16 protein-coding genes are annotated in these 17,519 nt (G+C 41.3%); 12 read left to right on the forward strand and 4 right to left on the reverse strand.

What is annotated here, in order from left to right:
* Positions 1 to 16: 16 nt before the first annotated feature.
* Positions 17 to 1,774, forward strand: a complete 1,758-nt coding sequence (locus tag G613_RS0108725) for an SGNH/GDSL hydrolase family protein (RefSeq protein WP_029232298.1) — start codon at positions 17 to 19, stop codon at positions 1,772 to 1,774.
* A 61-nt stretch (positions 1,775 to 1,835) separates the two neighbouring features.
* Here G613_RS0108725 and G613_RS0108730 read toward each other — a convergent pair whose 3' ends face one another.
* Entirely contained in the window at positions 1,836 to 2,747 is a 912-nt protein-coding gene (locus tag G613_RS0108730) for an alpha/beta hydrolase (protein ID WP_029232299.1), read from the reverse strand.
* 254 nt (positions 2,748 to 3,001) lie between these two features.
* On the opposite strand from G613_RS0108730, the gene G613_RS0108735 reads away from it, so the two are divergent.
* From G613_RS0108735 to G613_RS0108790, 10 genes are all read left to right on the forward strand, one after another.
* Positions 3,002 to 4,066, forward strand: a complete 1,065-nt coding sequence (locus G613_RS0108735) for a pyruvate kinase (RefSeq protein WP_029674722.1) — start codon at positions 3,002 to 3,004, stop codon at positions 4,064 to 4,066.
* A gap of 58 nt (positions 4,067 to 4,124) precedes the next feature.
* Positions 4,125 to 4,802, forward strand: coding sequence for a hypothetical protein (locus G613_RS0108740; RefSeq protein WP_029232301.1), 678 nt, complete (start codon positions 4,125 to 4,127; stop codon positions 4,800 to 4,802).
* Positions 4,803 to 4,856: 54 nt separating this feature from the next.
* On the forward strand, positions 4,857 to 5,600 hold the full coding sequence (locus G613_RS0108745) for a tRNA threonylcarbamoyladenosine dehydratase (RefSeq protein ID WP_029232302.1): 744 nt from the start codon (positions 4,857 to 4,859) through the stop codon (positions 5,598 to 5,600).
* A gap of 339 nt (positions 5,601 to 5,939) precedes the next feature.
* A complete protein-coding gene (locus G613_RS0108755; RefSeq protein ID WP_029232303.1) occupies positions 5,940 to 7,181 on the forward strand; it encodes a glutathione S-transferase C-terminal domain-containing protein in 1,242 nt (413 codons plus the stop codon).
* A gap of 2 nt (positions 7,182 to 7,183) precedes the next feature.
* Positions 7,184 to 7,702: a GNAT family N-acetyltransferase gene (locus tag G613_RS0108760; protein WP_029232304.1), complete on the forward strand. Its 519-nt coding sequence runs from the start codon at positions 7,184 to 7,186 to the stop codon at positions 7,700 to 7,702.
* Between the two features lie 19 nt (positions 7,703 to 7,721).
* A complete protein-coding gene (locus G613_RS0108765; protein ID WP_029232305.1) occupies positions 7,722 to 8,618 on the forward strand; it encodes a transporter substrate-binding domain-containing protein in 897 nt (298 codons plus the stop codon).
* Between the two features lie 12 nt (positions 8,619 to 8,630).
* Positions 8,631 to 9,458, forward strand: a complete 828-nt coding sequence (locus G613_RS0108770; RefSeq protein ID WP_029232306.1) for an amino acid ABC transporter permease — start codon at positions 8,631 to 8,633, stop codon at positions 9,456 to 9,458.
* Positions 9,421 to 10,179, forward strand: coding sequence for an amino acid ABC transporter ATP-binding protein (locus G613_RS0108775; RefSeq protein ID WP_029232307.1), 759 nt, complete (start codon positions 9,421 to 9,423; stop codon positions 10,177 to 10,179). Before G613_RS0108770 ends, G613_RS0108775 begins: the two co-directional genes overlap by 38 nt.
* Positions 10,180 to 10,187: 8 nt before the next feature.
* On the forward strand, positions 10,188 to 11,318 hold the full coding sequence (locus tag G613_RS0108780; RefSeq protein WP_029232308.1) for a M20/M25/M40 family metallo-hydrolase: 1,131 nt from the start codon (positions 10,188 to 10,190) through the stop codon (positions 11,316 to 11,318).
* 214 nt (positions 11,319 to 11,532) lie between these two features.
* Positions 11,533 to 12,177, forward strand: coding sequence for a GDSL-type esterase/lipase family protein (locus tag G613_RS0108790; RefSeq protein WP_029232309.1), 645 nt, complete (start codon positions 11,533 to 11,535; stop codon positions 12,175 to 12,177).
* A gap of 19 nt (positions 12,178 to 12,196) precedes the next feature.
* On the opposite strand, the gene G613_RS0108795 is transcribed toward G613_RS0108790, so the two are convergent.
* Positions 12,197 to 13,474, reverse strand: coding sequence for an O-acetylhomoserine aminocarboxypropyltransferase/cysteine synthase family protein (locus tag G613_RS0108795; protein ID WP_029232310.1), 1,278 nt, complete (start codon positions 13,472 to 13,474; stop codon positions 12,197 to 12,199).
* 212 nt (positions 13,475 to 13,686) lie between these two features.
* Entirely contained in the window at positions 13,687 to 15,018 is a 1,332-nt protein-coding gene (locus tag G613_RS0108800; protein ID WP_029674728.1) for an MFS transporter, read from the reverse strand.
* A 175-nt stretch (positions 15,019 to 15,193) separates the two neighbouring features.
* On the opposite strand from G613_RS0108800, the gene G613_RS0108805 reads away from it, so the two are divergent.
* Positions 15,194 to 16,105, forward strand: coding sequence for a hypothetical protein (locus G613_RS0108805; protein ID WP_029232312.1), 912 nt, complete (start codon positions 15,194 to 15,196; stop codon positions 16,103 to 16,105).
* A 122-nt stretch (positions 16,106 to 16,227) separates the two neighbouring features.
* On the opposite strand, the gene G613_RS0108810 is transcribed toward G613_RS0108805, so the two are convergent.
* Positions 16,228 to 17,400 carry a serine hydrolase domain-containing protein gene (locus tag G613_RS0108810; RefSeq protein ID WP_029232313.1) on the reverse strand — a complete coding sequence of 391 codons (1,173 nt, stop codon included), beginning with the start codon at positions 17,398 to 17,400 and terminating at the stop codon, positions 16,228 to 16,230.
* Positions 17,401 to 17,519: the final 119 nt, after the last annotated feature.

Below are 17,519 nucleotides of genomic sequence, written 5' to 3' on the forward strand. Positions count from 1 at the left end.
GGGTTAACGAAAAACTATGGACGCAGTAGCAGTTAGAGGACCCAAGGCACCTAAGGATCCTATCAAAAAGAAACCATTCTTTTTTATAATGCAGGGTAAAGAAATATATGGTACGCCTCAGCCTGATGGAAGAGGAATACAGTTTATTTACGAAAGCGATGGAAGACTCATTGATGCAGCGAGACTTTCTGGAAATATAACAGATGATTACATGTTAAGTCTTCTTAAGACTACAGAGGGCTTCAGGAAGATGGTTCACTCAATTGGGGTGAGTGTATCAGGACGTGTTAAGGAAGAAAAAGTAAGATTTGTTTTTCAGATGTATGGAGCAACCCAGAGTGATCCTACATCAACCCAGATTACATTAGATTTTGAGATGGATGGTATGGAAAGAGTCATCAATATGTCTGATGTAGATTGGAAGGAATCTGACCGTGAACCCGGCCAGATAAGATTTGAATTTCCTACACCAGGAATTCAGGCTTCAGTAGATGTCAGATTTTACCTGAACAACGGCTTTGTTGCTCCTATTCAGCCTATGGAATCCATGGTAGATTTTGGATCAAAGGGCTACAGTGAGATGATAAGCCGAAGTCTCATGCAGCTGGGTAACACTGCAAGACTGGAAAAAGTACTTCAGAAAGCCGGCAAGGGAGAGGATGTAACCCTTGGATTTATCGGCGGATCTATAACTCAGGGAGCAGGAGCTATTCCGATTCATGAAAAATGCTACCCTAGAGCTTTTGCTAAGGAATTTGAGAGAAAATATGCAAACGGTGGAAAAGTAACACTTCTTAAGGCCGGAGTTGGCGGAACACCTTCCGAGCTTGGAATGGTAAGATTCGAAAGAGATGTCCTTAGAAGCGGCGTTAGAAAGCCTGATATGATTGTTATCGAATTTGCCGTTAATGACGAGGGTGATGAGACTAAGGGCGTATGTTATGAGTCTCTTGTACGTAAGGCCCTTGCACTTCCATGGAAGCCTGCAGTAGTTCTTTTGTTTGCTGTTTTCTCATTTGATTGGAACTTACAGGATAGGCTTGGACCTGTTGGAGTTCGCTACGATATACCTATGGTAAGCATTCTTGATGCTGTATCACCACAGTTTAACCTTCTTCCGGAAGATGGAAGAGTTATTTCCAAGAATCAGTTCTTTTACGATGTTTACCATCCAAGCAATCTAGGACATCAGATAATGAGCGACTGCCTTATCCATCTTATGGATGAAGTAAATGGCAACGCCACAAGCCTTGATACAGGCATTGATGAAACTGAGCTTTCAAGAATTCAGCCTGTTATCGGCGCAGACTTTGAGAATGTAGAACTCATTGACAGACATGAGCTTCCACGTCTCAAAAAGAAATACCACGTTAGCCTGTTGGAAGAGGGTTCATTTAACGACACTGACAAGGAACTTCAGATGGTTGAGATGGATGATAAGATTGAACCAGTTCCTGAGTTCCCTTATAACTGGGCTCATATCCCGGGAAGTGAAGTGGCAGGTGAGAAAACAAGCTTTAAGATGAAGATTACATGCAGCAAGCTCCTTCTTTTATTCAAGGATTCAGGCAGCCAGATCTACGGCACTGCAGAGGTTTTTGTAGATGACAAGAAAGTAATGGATGCCGATCCTCTTAAGGTTGGCTGGACTCACTGCAATGCAGTTATTCTCTTTAATGACAAGAAGGCTGCAAGCCATATAGTTGAGATTAAGATGGCAGAAGGCATGGAAGATAAGAGATTTACAATTCTTGGATTCGGTGCGGTAGTATAAGATAATAGATTTTAGACAAAAATTTCCCGGGAAACTATGCATTCCCGGGAATTTTGTTTAATTAAGCTGTAAGTTCCATACAGTTAACTTTGAATAAAAAGTTTCTGATTATTTCCTCATAACGATCTGCATCAGCAAGGATGTTACGAGTATGATCAGCGCCTTCAAATATGTGCATTTCAGTGTAGCCTTTAGTTGCGCTTTCAAGTTCTACTGTATCGTCTACAGGTACAACACAGTCGCTGTCACCCTGAATGAAGCAGATAGGAACTGTATTGCCTTTAAGGCTGTCTCTTGTATATATATTTTTATAAGAATATCCGAACATAAGCTTGAAGAAGACTATAGCCGGATCAAAAACTATAAGTGATACATGTCCAAGCTGCTGAACAAGCTTGCAAATAAGTGAATAAAGTGAATTGTAGCAGCTGTCAGCAACAACAAAAGAAATATTAGGGTGATACTTAAGAGCAGTAAGCGCTGTAACGCCGCCAAGACACTCACCGTGAACGCCAATCTTGATATCATCTCCGAAACGCTTAACAGTATCATCTATTACAGAAAGAAGATCCTTGCTTTCCTTGATGCCCCATGTTGATGGAGTCTTTGCATTATCACCGTGACCACGAAGATCAAAAAGAATACCGTTATATCCCATTTTTCTGAAGATGTTAAAGTATTTGATGCCTCCGATTCTACAGTAAGTTGATGAATGAACCAGGATTACAAATCTTTTGGAAGGAACAGCTGCAGGAATATAAGTTGTATGAAGTTCATAACCATCAAATGATTTAATTATGTACTCTTCACTTTTCCATTTCTTGTAGCCATCAAGAAAATGTCTGCGGTTTTCTTTCATATATGCTTTTTTAGGATCAATACACTTTACAAGTCCAAGTGACTTTGCAATTATTGCACAGAGTGTAAGATATATAAGTATAAAGACTAATATGTTTATTATTACGAATTTCATATAACGCTTTAACCTCTTAAAAACAAATTGACATTTTTCCAAAGACAAAATAATATCACGAAATTTCAAAAATGCAAGTCCCCAAATTCAATGCAGAAATACAGTGGCTTCTAGCAATTGACCAACAAAATTGTCTTGATTTATGCGGCTTTCCAAAAATCATCATGTTTCATTACATGTTCATTTTGGAATATAATAGAATAAGAGTAACCTAAGATTAGAAGCATGTTCGTTTCAATTTATGAGGAATAATTATGATTGATGTTTTTGGTACTTTAGGTCCAAGTTGTGACAACGAAGATATATTATATGAGATGTTTAAAGAGGGCATGACGGGAATCAGAATCAATTTGTCCCACGTTAAGCTGGCAGACTGCGCCGAATCTATCACACAAATTAAGACTGCAGCAAAAAGAGCCGCTGTTGAGCCCAAGATTCTTATTGATATGCAGGGGCCGGAGCTTAGGATTGGAAATCTGGAGAAGCCCATTGAGCTTCATCAGGATGATATTATAGGGCTCTGCGCCAAAAATAATGAAGCAAATACCGAATCTGAGACTGAAAATAGGCCTTCTGTAGCTGTCCCGGTCGATTCGATTATTCTGGAGAACCTCCGGGTTGGCCAGGAAATCCTTTTGGATGATGGTAAAATAGCTGCCCAGGTAATTTCTATTGATGTCGAGAATGCGCCTATGAGCGACTTCCTTGTGGATGTGCTGGCTGTTCCCAGCGCAAGACTTAAGGTGACCAGGGAAGGTCTTTTGCAGGGCAGAAAGAGCATTGCTATTGTTGGTCAGACCATAGAAATGCCGGCTATCACCGATACAGACAGGGAGAATATTGCCCTTGCAGCGAAATACGGAGTAACAGGAGTGATGCAGCCCTTTGTAAGACGGGTAAAAGAGCTGGAGGAACTACGCAAGGAACTTGATAACAATGATGGCCAGCAAATCAGGATATACGCCAAGATTGAAAACATGGACGGAGTAGAAAATCTTGAGACCTTTTTCCCTTATGCAGATGAAATCGTCATTGCAAGAGGCGACCTTGGCAATGCCATGCCACTTTGGGAACTTCCCAAGGTCCAGAAAATGATAGCCAAGACCTGCAAATACAGTGCTATGCCATTTATGGTGGTCACACAGATGCTGGCATCCATGGAACACAGCAAAGTTCCCACAAGAGCTGAGGTGAGTGACATCTACAACGCGGTTCTTGATGGCGCAAGCTCCGTTATGGTCACCGGAGAAACTGCAGTAGGAGAAAACCCTGTAGATGTGATAAAATATCTGAGCAAAACTGCGCAAGTCGCAATGTAAAATATATGGTAGACTTGCCAGGATATATTTGTAGTAATAAAAGAAAAAGAGAAGAAATATGAGTTCAAATGCATCAATTGATTTCCTTGAGATGCTTAAGGGCGGGACGGGTAATTCAAAAAAAGCTGTACCGCCGATAGCAAAAAATGGGAATTTAATCGCCGTAATTGATACCGAAACCAACTGGCGTGATGAAGTGATGTCTATCGGAGTTGCAATTGCCGACTCAGTCACCTTTAAGTGTAAGAATACAAGATACTACATACTTGATCCAGCCTACCGAGTAGGCGGAATGTACTCAAATGTCCTGAATTATCAGGAAAAACACCTTGGAAGTGCGACAGTTAATAACTCAAAACCCCAGTGTTTATCAAGGAAAAAGGCAATAGATGAAATAAGCACATTCCTAAGAGGAAATGGAATTAGCAAGATATTTGCCTACAATGGTAAGTTCGACTTGTCTCACCTTAGAGAATTGGATAGCTTTGAGTGGTATGACATAATGAGACTTGCAGCCTACAAGCAGTTTAACAAGGCCATAAAAGATACAATGCCCTGCTGTAAGACCGGACGCCTTAAGACAAGTTACGGAGTAGAGCCAATCACCAGAATGCTTACAGGAAACGTAGGTTACTGCGAAGTCCACAACGCAGTGTATGACGCAGTGGATGAGCTTGCTATTATGGAGTATCTTGGACAGCCGTTGTCAGCATATGACTGTGCCAAAATCAATTAAAACTGAGCAAAATAGAACAAGTAACCAAAGAATTCCAAATAAAGAGATATAAATATGAGTGAACAGTTTTCGAGAACAGAGCTTCTTCTGGGAGAGGAAGCGGTTAATAAATTAGCCGGTAAAAGAGTTGCCATCTTTGGCGTAGGTGGAGTGGGCGGATACGTCTGCGAAGCCCTGGTGCGTTCAGGGATTGGAGAGTTCGATATTTGCGATGATGATAAGGTGGCCCTTTCAAACCTTAACAGACAGATAATCGCCCTTCACAGCACAGTAGGAAGATACAAGGTTGAAGTTATGAAAGAGCGTATGCAGGACATAAATCCTGACGTCAAAGTCAACGTTCACCAGTGTTTCTTTTTACCTGAGAATGCAGATCAGTTCCCCTTTGAAGACTACGACTATGTTATCGACGCAGTAGATACCGTAACCGCCAAGATTGAGATCATTATGCGGGCAAAAGAAAAAGGTGTCCCTGTCATCAGTTCCATGGGAGCCGGAAATAAACTTGATCCTACCAAATTCAGGATTACAGATATCTACAAGACAAGCGTAGATCCCCTTGCAAGGGTAATGAGAAGAGAGCTTAAAAAGCGCGGAATCAAGGAACTTAAGGTGGTGTATTCGGAAGAAGAGGCACTTAAGCCCATCCAGCCTGATAGCAGTGCAGAAGCAAATTCAGATTCAGATTCAGAAGTAGCTCATCCTCGTCGTAGTACTCCCGGAAGTACAGCATTTGTGCCATCGGTAGCAGGACTAATTATTGCTTCCGAGGTTATAAAAGATTTAGTAAACTCCTAGTCACAGGACTGGGAGTTTTTTTTGAAAGCGATAATCATTTCCTATCGCTCACTATAACTCTTGAATGTTTTACATTAACGCGATAAGGCATTAGCATAAATACAACAGAACACAATACAAAACACAATACAAAACGAAAGGAGCAAAGACGATGATGAAAATGAATATGACAAATAAGGAGAATATGATGATGTGTTGTCTTTGTACCATGCCAAAAGAAACGAATATGGGATGAGTGGTAATCTTTTTATGAACTAGGAAAATTTGGGGAACAGTTCACGAAAAGGTGAGCTGTATTTTTTTACCCTTTTTTAGGTGAAAACGAAAAGGAGAATGAAAATGAGTAATAGTTGCGCAGTTAATTTTGGACCACAGATAGAAAATGAAACAGAATATACAGACCAGCTTGCAGAGTTATTTGCAAAGGAGGCAGGAGGACTTGCTCCAAGACCAAATGAGCAGAACGATGAGACTAATGAGAGAGGAGTTTTCGTAAGACAGCCAAATTCTTTCATAGTTCCTTTTGGAGAAAAAGAAGGAGAACATAAAGCAGAAGATGGCAGATATGCAATTTACTGGGCACATGGATGCAACTGGTCCAACAGACCTGTTATAGTAAGAGACTTACTTGGACTTGAAAATGTCATCAAAGATCAGACTACAAGCCATTCGGGTAAATCAAATAAATATGGACATGGCTTTGCAGATCAGAAGGATTATAAAGATCCTATAACAGGAGTTCATTTTCTTTCAGAATTTTATAAGAATGCAAATCCATTTTACAAGGGAAGAGCTACAACACCGACGCTGGTGGATATTAAAGAGAAGAAGGCTGTTAACAATGACTACCACAGATTATCAAATTATATAGAGGTACAGTTCAGAGAATATCAGCCGGTGGACGCACCGGATCTTTATCCCAAGAAGTACAGAAAAGAGATTGATGAGTTCAATGATTGGTTGTTCCCTCATATCAACAATGGCCACTACCGCATGGCATTTGGAGTATCATGGGAGGCTTACAATGAAGCCTATGAAGATTTCTTTGATTCGCTTGAAAAGCTGGATAAGAGACTCGAGACCAATAGATTCATCTTTGGTGATTACATCACAGATTCGGATATAAGAGCCTATGTTTCACTTGTAAGGTGGGAGACAGGATACTTTAGATCAATTGGACCTATGAAAAAGAGAATCACTGAATACAAGAATATATGGGGATACCTGCGTGAACTTTATTCAATTCCTCAGTTCAAAAAATATACCTTCTTTAAGGAAGGCAGAGGAATAGGAGGGGGAAAGAGCTTTTTCAAAGGCTACGAGGAGAGAATCGTACCTCTTATCCCATTTGAGGAAATTTGGAGGACTGACCATGAGAGAGCAAAGCTTTCCAGTGATCCGGATAATCTTTTCCTAAAGCATCCTAAAGGAGAAACACCGCAGGATTACCAGTCAGAAATATCAGAGACGATTTGGAACTCACCATCCTGGGATGACAGAGAACCAACAAATTACAGACCTGAGTTTGATGTAACAGTCAATCCTCTTAAAGGAAAGCTACATAACGAGGTAGAGAAGTAAAAATGGATACTGAGATTCACAGAATAACAAAGGATTCACCGGTATGGCTCCACAGGGCCTATGAATACGCCAGGACAGATGCATTCTGCTTCGGACAGGGAATTCCAATTAATTTTGAGTATGGACATGAAGAGCTGATTACAGATGATTACAAGGCAGTGGTAATCATTGATGATGGTAAGCCCGTAGCGGGATGCAGGATTTCTTTTCCAAGAAATGATATAGGAAAAATCGGCAGAGTCTGTGTGGTAAGGAATTACCAAAAGAAAGGCGTTGGAAAAAAACTCATAGAAGCAGCAGAGGAGTGGATTCTTGAGAGTAATGTCACAAAGATTGTTATTAACAGTCAGGATAGAGCACAGGGGTTCTATGAAAAACTTGGTTATGAATTAGTTCAGGGTGTAGATCCAAGGATTTATGAAGAAAGCGGAAGAAATCTGGAAGAAATAACAAGAAACTATATACCGCAGAAAAACAAATTAGGATTTTCCTGCGTACTTGTAGAAAAACATGTTTCATAAAAAAGGAGGAGAAAGAATTATGAGAAATTTAGAAGTGATCAAAAGAAATTTGGCATTGTTTACATCAATAGTTGTGGGAGCAGCTTCACTTATTGGATGCGGAAGTGCAAATCCTTCATCAGCCTCTGCGGCGGAAGCAGTAGATAACACAAAAGAAGTGATCCATGTGGTTGCTGCTACACGAGGTGGTCCAGTTCCATATATCACAGTGGATGAGAATGATGAACTGGATGGTTATGATATTGCAGTATTCAGAGCAGTATTTGAGAAACTTCCACAGTACGATGTAGAGCTGGTAAAAACCGATGATGCACTTACCGGCCTGACCAGCGGACAGTATCAGATTTCAGTAAATAACTGGGGGTATAGAGAGGAAAGAGCAGAGACATACTACTACTCATATCCTTATGACAAGGTTGTATATGATTTCATTCAGAGAGCTGATGACGAGCCTTTAACATCTTTCAGGGATGCATCTGAAAGAGGCTACAAAATTGAAGTGGGAGCCGGTAACAATGTGACCAATGCTCTGGAGGCATGGAACGAATCAAATCCTGATGCTCAGATTGAGCTGGTTTACACAGAGAGCGATATTTTAGTTCTTTTTGAGCATATATTAGATGGAACCTCTGACTTTAGAATTGATGATCATCCAATTTTCAATGCTTATAAAGAGCAGTATGACTTGCAACTTCAGGGAAATTCTTTGTCGGATGAAGAGGCTCAAAATGTTTCATCTTCCTTAAATGCATATTTCCTTTTCCCAAAGGATGAGGCTGGAGCTGCCCTTAGAGAAGATGTAAACAGAGTACTAAAAGAGCTCAAGGAAGACGGTACTTTAAAGACATTGTCAGAGAAGTATTTTGGAATTGATCAGTCTCCTGACGCTGCAGATTTTGAAAAAGTACTTAACTAAAAGGAGAAGGGTATGTCAAATTTATTCGATTTCAAACTGGTTTTTACTCAATTGCCGGATTTAATAAGGTTCTTACCCATAACCCTTGAACTGGCACTTTTATCAATGCTCTTGGGGCTGGCACTTGGACTTGTTCTGGCAATTGTAAAGATCAGGCAGGTGAAGATTCTTAAGTCAGTGGCTACATTTTTTATATCCGCTATACGAGGAACACCGATATTGGTTCAGCTGTATATTGCATACTTTGGCATACCCATGTTTTTTAAATGGTTAAATCAAAGTTATGGTACTGATTTTCATGTGGCCAAGATAGATGGCTTTATATATGCGGTTGTGGCCCTTGGAATCAATCAGTCGGCATACAATGCTGAGTTTATCAGAGCGGCGATTCTTTCCGTGGGAGAAGGACAGATTGAGGCAGCAAGTGCATTGGGAATGAATTACTTCCAGACTCTTTTTAGGATTATTGTTCCGGAGGCAATAACTGTAGCACTTCCTTCTCTTGGAAATTCACTTATATCTGTAATAAAGGGAACATCACTTGCTTTTACCTGCGCAGTTGTTGAGATGACTGCGCAAGGCAAGATCATTGGAGGAAGAACATACAGATACTTTGAAGTGTATGTGAGTCTTGCAATTATTTATTGGGTTATAACAGTTGTCATAGAAAAAGGCTTGTCTTTTGTGGAAAAAAAGCTGGCTATTCCCGAACAAGTTGCCAATTATATACCATTAGAGCCAGGCACTGAAAAAGTTAAGGCTAAGCAGATATCAAAATATAAAGTCGGTAAAGAGGTCGAAAATGATAGAGATAGAAGGATTATCCAAGAGGTATCATGACAATATTGTATTAGAGGACATAGAACTAAAAATACAGGAGGGGGAAGTAATTGGCATTATAGGCCCTTCAGGTACAGGAAAATCAACCCTTCTTAGGTGCATAGATCAGCTCGAAATTCCGGACAAAGGCATAATCAGTTTGGATGGAATCAGAGTTGATCTCTCCAAAAAGAATAAAAAAGAAATTATCAAGATAAGACAAAACACTGGGATGGTTTTCCAGAAGTTCAATCTATTCGAAAAGAAGACTGCGTTGGAAAACGTCATGGAAGGACTAATTGTTGTAAAAAAGATGAAGAAAGAAGAGGCTAGAAAATTAGCTCTTGAAGAGCTTGAAAAGGTCGGAATGCTTTCTTTTGCCAATCATTATCCGAAGCATATGTCAGGAGGTCAGCAGCAAAGAGTAGCCATAGCAAGAGCACTGGCGATGAAGCCTAGACTTCTTCTATTGGATGAACCAACATCGGCCCTTGATCCCGAGCTTGTAGGAGAAGTGCTGGAAGTAATTAAGGAGATTGCGGCTAAAGGCTTTACTATGCTTCTAGTATCTCATGAAATGAACTTTGTAAAGAGCGTCTCAAATAGAGTGATTTTTCTGGATAAAGGCCATATAGTCGAGGATGGCACGCCCAAGGAAGTTTTTGAACATCCGAAAAATCAGAGAACAAAGGATTTCTTTTCCAAGATGAGCATTTTAAATCAGCCTGAATATGTAATATGAGGTTAGTTATGGATGGTGCAAAAAGAAAAATCGTAGAGCGTTTTACTTCCATTGCTTCTATAGATGGTGAATCTTATAAGGAAAGAGCTGTTGCGGACTATCTAAAAATCGAGTTTGGAAAATCAGGTGTAGTTCTGACAGAAGACAATGTGGGAGAAAAGATTGGTGGAAATGCCGGAAATCTTTACGGGATTTACAAAGGCGAGGGGGAGATAAAAAATAGGAAACCAATTTTGTTTTGCGCCCACATGGATACTGTATCACCGGGAAATGGGAAAAAGGTAATCGTGCATAAGAATGGGCGCATTACCAGTGACGGCTCTACGGTTCTTGGCGCCGATGACAGGGCCGCCATAACTGCAATCTTGGAAGCCTTCAGGGAGGTTCAGGAAGAAGGGCTATCGCATCCTCCGATAGAGTTTTTGTTCACAGTGGCAGAAGAAGCCTACACAGTTGGCGCTTCTTCCTTTGATTTTACAAAGATTAGATCGAAGACGGCCTTTGTCCCTGATTGTAGTGGAGAGTATGGCGTTTATTCTTCCCAGGAGCCGACACTCATATACTTCGAGATAAGAATAGAAGGTAGAGCAGCACACGCAGGGTTTGAGCCTGAAAACGGTATAAATGCCATAGCAGCGGCGGCAGCAGCTATAGCAGGTATTAAACAGGGATGGACTGATGATCATACTACTGTGAATATCGGAAGTATAAAAGGCGGGACAGATAGCAATGTGGTTTCTGAATCTGTAATCGTAAAGGGCGAAATAAGAAGCTCTGTTCATGAAGATGCTTTCAGGAAATGGAATGAGATTGAAACGGTGTTCAAGCGTGAAGCCGCGGGAATTGGTGCAAGAACAGAATGTGATTATGGTGTAAGACTCATTGCATACTCTATGGAAAATCAAGAATACAACTCTGTCAGCAGATATGAAAAAGCTCTTAAGAAGCAGGGTATTATTCCAATTCCTAAGAAATCTTATGGTGGAAGCGACGCGAATGTCCTCGTCCGAAATGGAATTGATGCCCTTTGCATCTATAATCCTATGCATGATATCCATACAACTTCTGAGTACACTACTGTTGATGAACTGATAAGGACAAAAGAATTGTTCAAAACTCTTATGACATCTGAGGAATAAACCTATGAGCAAATATGACTTCGATGAGATAGCAGACAGAAAAGATACGTATAGCCTTAAGTATGATTTTGGCCCTGAAAGAAAAGGGTACTTGTGATAGCCTGATATTATATGTGACTATCAGATTTGGTTAATTTACGATGCATAGCTAGTAACTCATAATAGAATTGTTGGAAGGATCGTTAACGGATTCAGATATTATGAGGGAAAAGATATGTCGAACATTTTAGTATTCGGTGATTCAAATACTTGGGGACTTATCCCCGGAACAACAAATAGATATCCTTGGGGAGTCAGGTGGCCAAGCCTTGTTCAGCAGCGTTTTCCCGGGGATAGAATAATTGAAGATGGCCTTTGCGGAAGGACAACAGTATTTGAGGATGCTCTTAGGCCATTTAGGAAAGGCGCGGATACACTTAGACTCACTCTTGAGAGCAATTACCCTTTGGACGGCGCAGTTATAATGCTTGGAACCAATGACTGCAAAGCTCTGTTTGGCGCCAATTCCCATATTATTGGAAAAGGCCTGGAGAGATGCTTGGACGAGCTTGAGAAATATATAGAACCCTCCAAGATTCTTGTGGTTTCTCCTATTACCTTGGGAAAAGAGGTATGGCTTCCGGAAAAAGATCCTGAGTTTAATGAGACTTCAGTTCTTACTTCAAGGCAGCTTAAAGAGGAGTATAAAAAGATTGCGGGGAAAAGAGAAAATGCCTTTCTTGCAGCATCAGATGTGGCGGCTCCAAGTAGTGTTGATGACGAGCATATGGATGAGAAGGGACATAGGAAACTTGCAAGGGCAATCTCTGAGAAACTTGTGGAAATGAATCTTGCAAAAGAAATACCTGTCACTGCTTGACGCAGTGGCAGGTATTATTTTATGCAAGTGCATTTTTAAGATCTGCGATAAGGTCTTCTTTGTCCTCAAGACCGCAGCTGATTCTGATAAGTCCGGCTGGGATTCCAGCTGCAGATAGCTGTTCGTCTGTCATCTGACGGTGAGTTGATGTTGCTGGGTTGAGGCAGCAGGAGCGTGCATCAGCAACGTGAGTTTCAATTGCAAATACCTTGAGCTTCTTCATGAAGCTCTCTGCAGCAGCACGTCCTCCGGCAAGTTCGAAGGATACAACTCCGCATCCGCCGTTAGGAAGATATTTCTGTGCAAGTCCGTGGTACTTATCTCCCTCAAGACCAGGGTAATTAACCTTAACAACTCCTGGCTGCTCCTGAAGGAACTTGGCAACTGCAAGGCCGTTTTCAACATGCTTAGGCATACGAACATGAAGTGATTCAAGACCAAGGTTCAGAATGAAAGCATTCTGAGGTGACTGGATACAGCCAAAGTCACGCATGAGCTGAGCGGTACACTTTGTGATAAACGCTCCCTCTTTTCCAAACTTCTCAGCGTAAGTGATTCCGTGATAAGAATCATCAGGCTGGCAAAGACCTGGGAACTTGTCTGCGTGAGCCATCCAGTCGAAGTTCCCAGAATCAACGATAGCACCACCAACACCGGCGCCGTGACCGTCCATGTACTTGGTTGTTGAATGAGTTACAATATCAGCTCCCCACTCAATAGGTCTGCAGTTGACTGGTGTAGGGAAAGTGTTATCTACGATAAGTGGAACGCCGTGGCTGTGAGCAACCTTGGCAAATTTCTCGATATCAAGAACTGTAAGAGCAGGGTTTGCGATTGTTTCACCAAACATAGCTCTTGTATTCTCTTTAAATGCTGCGTTAAGCTCATCCTCTGTAGCATCAGGTGAAACGAAGGTTACCTCGATGCCCATTTTAGCCATTGTTACAGCGATGAGGTTGAAGGTTCCGCCGTAGATTGATGATGAAGCTACAATGTGGCTTCCGCATTCACAGATATTGAACAGGGCAAAAAAGTTAGCGGCCTGTCCTGAAGATGTAAGCATAGCTGCGCATCCGCCCTCGAGAGCAGCAATCTTGGCAGCTACATAGTCATTAGTTGGGTTCTGAAGTCTTGTGTAGAAGTATCCGGAAGCTTCAAGGTCGAAAAGCTTACCCATATCTTCACTGGTGTCATATTTGAAAGTTGTGGACTGGATAATAGGAATCTGACGAGGCTCGCCATTTCCCGGAGTATATCCAGCCTGCACGCATTTTGTTCCGATTTTCTGTTCGCTCATTTTATGCTCCTATCTGCTACAGATTACATAAGAATCATTTCTTTTGCCATAACTACTGATTCTGTAGCATCTTACAAAAATATAGATTGTATTATAGAAAAAACATCCCTATAACAATATCATATTTCAGATAAATTCAACAGACTTTATTGAATTAACGGGATGAATTTTGAACGAAATATAATCTTGCAATTATGATATTCACTATATTATTAAGAAGAGGTTTTCTGGTGCTCCCTATCAGCCAGAATTAGTGGAATAAGAGTCATCAGAACAAGGAATACTCCTGCCAGGAACAGCGTATTTGTAGGCAGATACTCTGTAAACCCGTACTCGTCTACGAATTCACCACTCTTCTTGATGATTGGATTGGAGATAAGTGGAGCCACAACCATAGGAATCAGCACATAGAAAACGATACGGATTCCCTCGAATTGACCTCTGGCCTCCTCCGGATACAGAAGCTTGGACCATACTGTAACCGTCTGCAGGAACAGAATATAGCCAAGGCCCACAAAAAGAACTCCGATTAAAAGGTGCGGATTCCAGATACTGCCGGGATTTACATTCTCCGGGGATACGAAAAGACCTATCACAAGGAGGCCGATAGTGTTAAGGACGATGGCAATAAGGACAATAAGCGTAGACTTATCGGCTTTGATCAGCTTTATGGCAGGAATTGTGGCAAACATGGCAATCATAAGGCCAACACCCTCGATAAGACCCATGATATCTGCTGTAAATCCCAGATAGTAGATCATAAAGTTGCCAAGATGTGAGAAATACACGTTAAACGATATAAAGTAAACAGCCAGCATGAGATTAACAAATACAAGCTCTCTGTGCTGCAAATACTCTTTTACATTGAATATGGAAAAGAACTGGCCCCAAAATGAACCTCTCTTGGAGGGTTTTAGTGAAGCTGAGTCATTAAGGGCAAAGAGAGAAAAAATACCAAGTGCGATGACGCTTCCGCCAATAACTATAAATAAACGCATGTAGTTGTCGTCGGCTCCCACAAGGAGACCACCAAGTACGGTACCTACTATAGTTCCGATTACAGGCTGAACAGCCAGGGCAGCGCCCACAGAGCCTGAGTTTTCAGGATTCATATGGTCATTGATCCAGGCATTAAAACCGATGTCATTACCCATGGAACCAAAGAAACTCATGATGGCATCTGCTGCTACGACAGCAAAGGCAACGCCTATAAGAGCTGTGGTTTCGCTACTGTCTCTCTTAAGAAAGCTTGTGCAGCCAAAAGCTATGGTAAATACTCCCCACAGAGTATAGCCAATTGAGATCAAACTTCTTCGATTACCGATTCGGTCAGAGACACATCCGAAAAGAAATGTTGAGATAGTGGTGGCTGTGGCAGAAATGGCCAGCATCCATGAGATAATTGTTGGATCCTTGGCTATCTTGGCATAAACAAAGGTGTTAAACCACTGGTTTTCCATGTTCCAACAAAGCTGGCCCGCAAGACCAAGAAGCCAGATAAGTGACCAGAACAGAGCCTTGTTACTCTTCATTATTTTATTCATAAATACCCCCCACTATACGCTTTTTTGATAATCACTCTTACATTAGATTATACATCATTTTTTCGCTAAAACTGCAAGCGTAAAAAAGCAAAGAAAAGCTAGTAAAGCAAGACTCTTCTGAGTATAATTAAATATACTTGTAATGGGGATTACAAAAAAGAGTTTTGGGGGATATATGAAGGACTATATTTATTGGCATTTACCGGGATTTAGCGTATTCAGAGATCTTAATAGTACGCTGATTGACCTTATGAGAGAATTTCCAAACAGCTTTTATGATAATTACCGTGTGGGCAGTGTTTACGGTACATTTCCGGGAGCTATTTGGAACGGAGGTAGAACAGTTCTGGGTTTCTGCCCCAAGAATGAGATTGAACGCACCATCAAGATGTTCAACTCAAGGCACGTTCCTGTGCGTTTCACCTGGACCAATCCACTTATAGAAGAAAAGCATTTAAACGACACCTACTGCAACCTCGTTATGCGACTTGCAGATAACGGCGAGAATCAGGTGCTTGTTAATACTCCTGTTCTCGAGGAATATCTTCGAAAAGAGTATCCGAACTTCAAGTTCATTTCATCTACAACCAAGAGAATTACTGACCCCGACAAGCTCCATCAGGAACTTGAGAAGGATTATTTCATGGTTGTTCTTGATTATGACATGAACCACGATCAGGAAGTTCTGGAAAGTCTTAAGCCTGTGGCTGACCGAGTAGAAATCCTTGTGGATGAAATCTGTTTTCCACAGTGCCCTAAGCGTCTTGAGCATTACCGCGACGAAGCGGAAAAACAATTGGAGTTTGAGATTGCAAGGCCCTTTAACTGCCCTAACAGACAGGAAAAGAAATCCTTTGAAGACTGCAAGAACAAGCCTGCTTTTATCAGTAAAGAGCAAATGAAGGACTACATTGACATGGGCTTTAGAAACTTTAAGCTTGTGGGCCGTGGACTCCCTCAGAGTCTTGTGCTAGACTCATATATGTATTTCCTGGTAAAAGAGTCAGATCAAGTCTTTATCAGGAATCAAATAAATAAGCGTTTGGCTGAGATAGCTGAGAAAAGGGCAGCAGCAAAACGAAGATAAAGGAACAGGAAGAAACAAATAAAATAAGAGCTTACATCGGAGATAATTGCCGGTGTAAGCTCTTTTTCTGTGGAAATGTATCAGATTATAACTATCTAGTGCTTGTATGCAGATATATTTCTTTAAGACATCACAATGTTGCGAAGTCTTCTTGTAAGGTGGCCGGTTCCGTAGTCTCTCATCTGGGTCATCATAAGCAGGGTTGTGTTTGACTCGGGATCATTCATAAAGTATGGTCCAAGCCATCCATCCCATCCGTATTCACCCTTGTGACCGATGATAAGTGCCTTTTCTGGATCAACCATGATCCTTAGGAGGTTACTGTAAGTGTGACCTTCAAGACCATTCCAGAAATCAAAAGCATGCTGAGGGCCGTCCATAAGAGAGCTCTTAGTCATGAACTTTACTGTTGCCGGAGTCAGGATCTCTTTTCCCTTATATGTTCCGCCATTAAGAAGCATCTGACCAAAATGAGAATAATCATCAAGAGTTGAGAAAAGTCCCGCACCGCCTGATTCAAAGGCATTCTTGTTACCATCTTTTCTGATGACAAGGTGATCTCCAAACAACTCTTTAAACTCACCGTTTACAACTTCATAGGCAAGAGAAAGGCGATTCTTTTTATCATCAGGAACATAGAAGCCTGTATCCTTCATCTCAAGGGGATCAAAGAGACGCTCTTTCATGAACTCTCCGAGCTTCTGACCGGTTACCTTTTCAATTACTGCACCAAGAACATCTGCACTTGTGCCGTATTGGAACTGGGTTCCCGGGATGAAAGCCAGCGGAAGTTTGCCGATTTCTTCAGCAAATTCCAGAGTGCTCATCTGCTCTTCATAAGGCTTCTCCAATCTTCTGATTGCTTCTGCGAGAAGCAAGCTTGTAGTACGCTCTGCAGCGTTATTCATTCCGCCATAAGTAAGGCCGGAAGTCATATTCAGAAGATCAATTATGCGAACGCTCTTGTCTGCTGGAAGTGGCTTGATTTCCCCATCAATAACACAGGTCTGATCCTTAAAGCTGTCAAAGAAATTTGATACAGGCTCATTCAGATCAAAGATTCCATCCTGCATAAGAAGCATGGCAGCAGCCGCCGTCACAGGCTTAGACTGGGAATACAAATGAACGATTGTGTCCCTGTTCATCGGGATATCTTTTTCTATATTGGAATGGCCGCTCTGAGCATAGAAGGTTTCCTTGCCGTCCTGAATTACCAGGAGATTAACACCGGCAACTTCCTTATTTGCTACGGCTTTATCCATGGCTGTTTGGATGAGCTTTAATTTATCTCGCATTGTCTTACACCTCGTAGGATTTCTTTATTTACATTTATATTGAATCAAGATTGCAATACAAAAACTTGTTCACTAAGTATTTTAGACCATCAGGGGTTTTGATAGCAATATGTAAGTAG

Source organism: Butyrivibrio sp. VCB2006, assembly GCF_000420945.1.
In the GTDB taxonomy this organism is placed as follows: Bacteria; Bacillota; Clostridia; order Lachnospirales; family Lachnospiraceae; genus Butyrivibrio.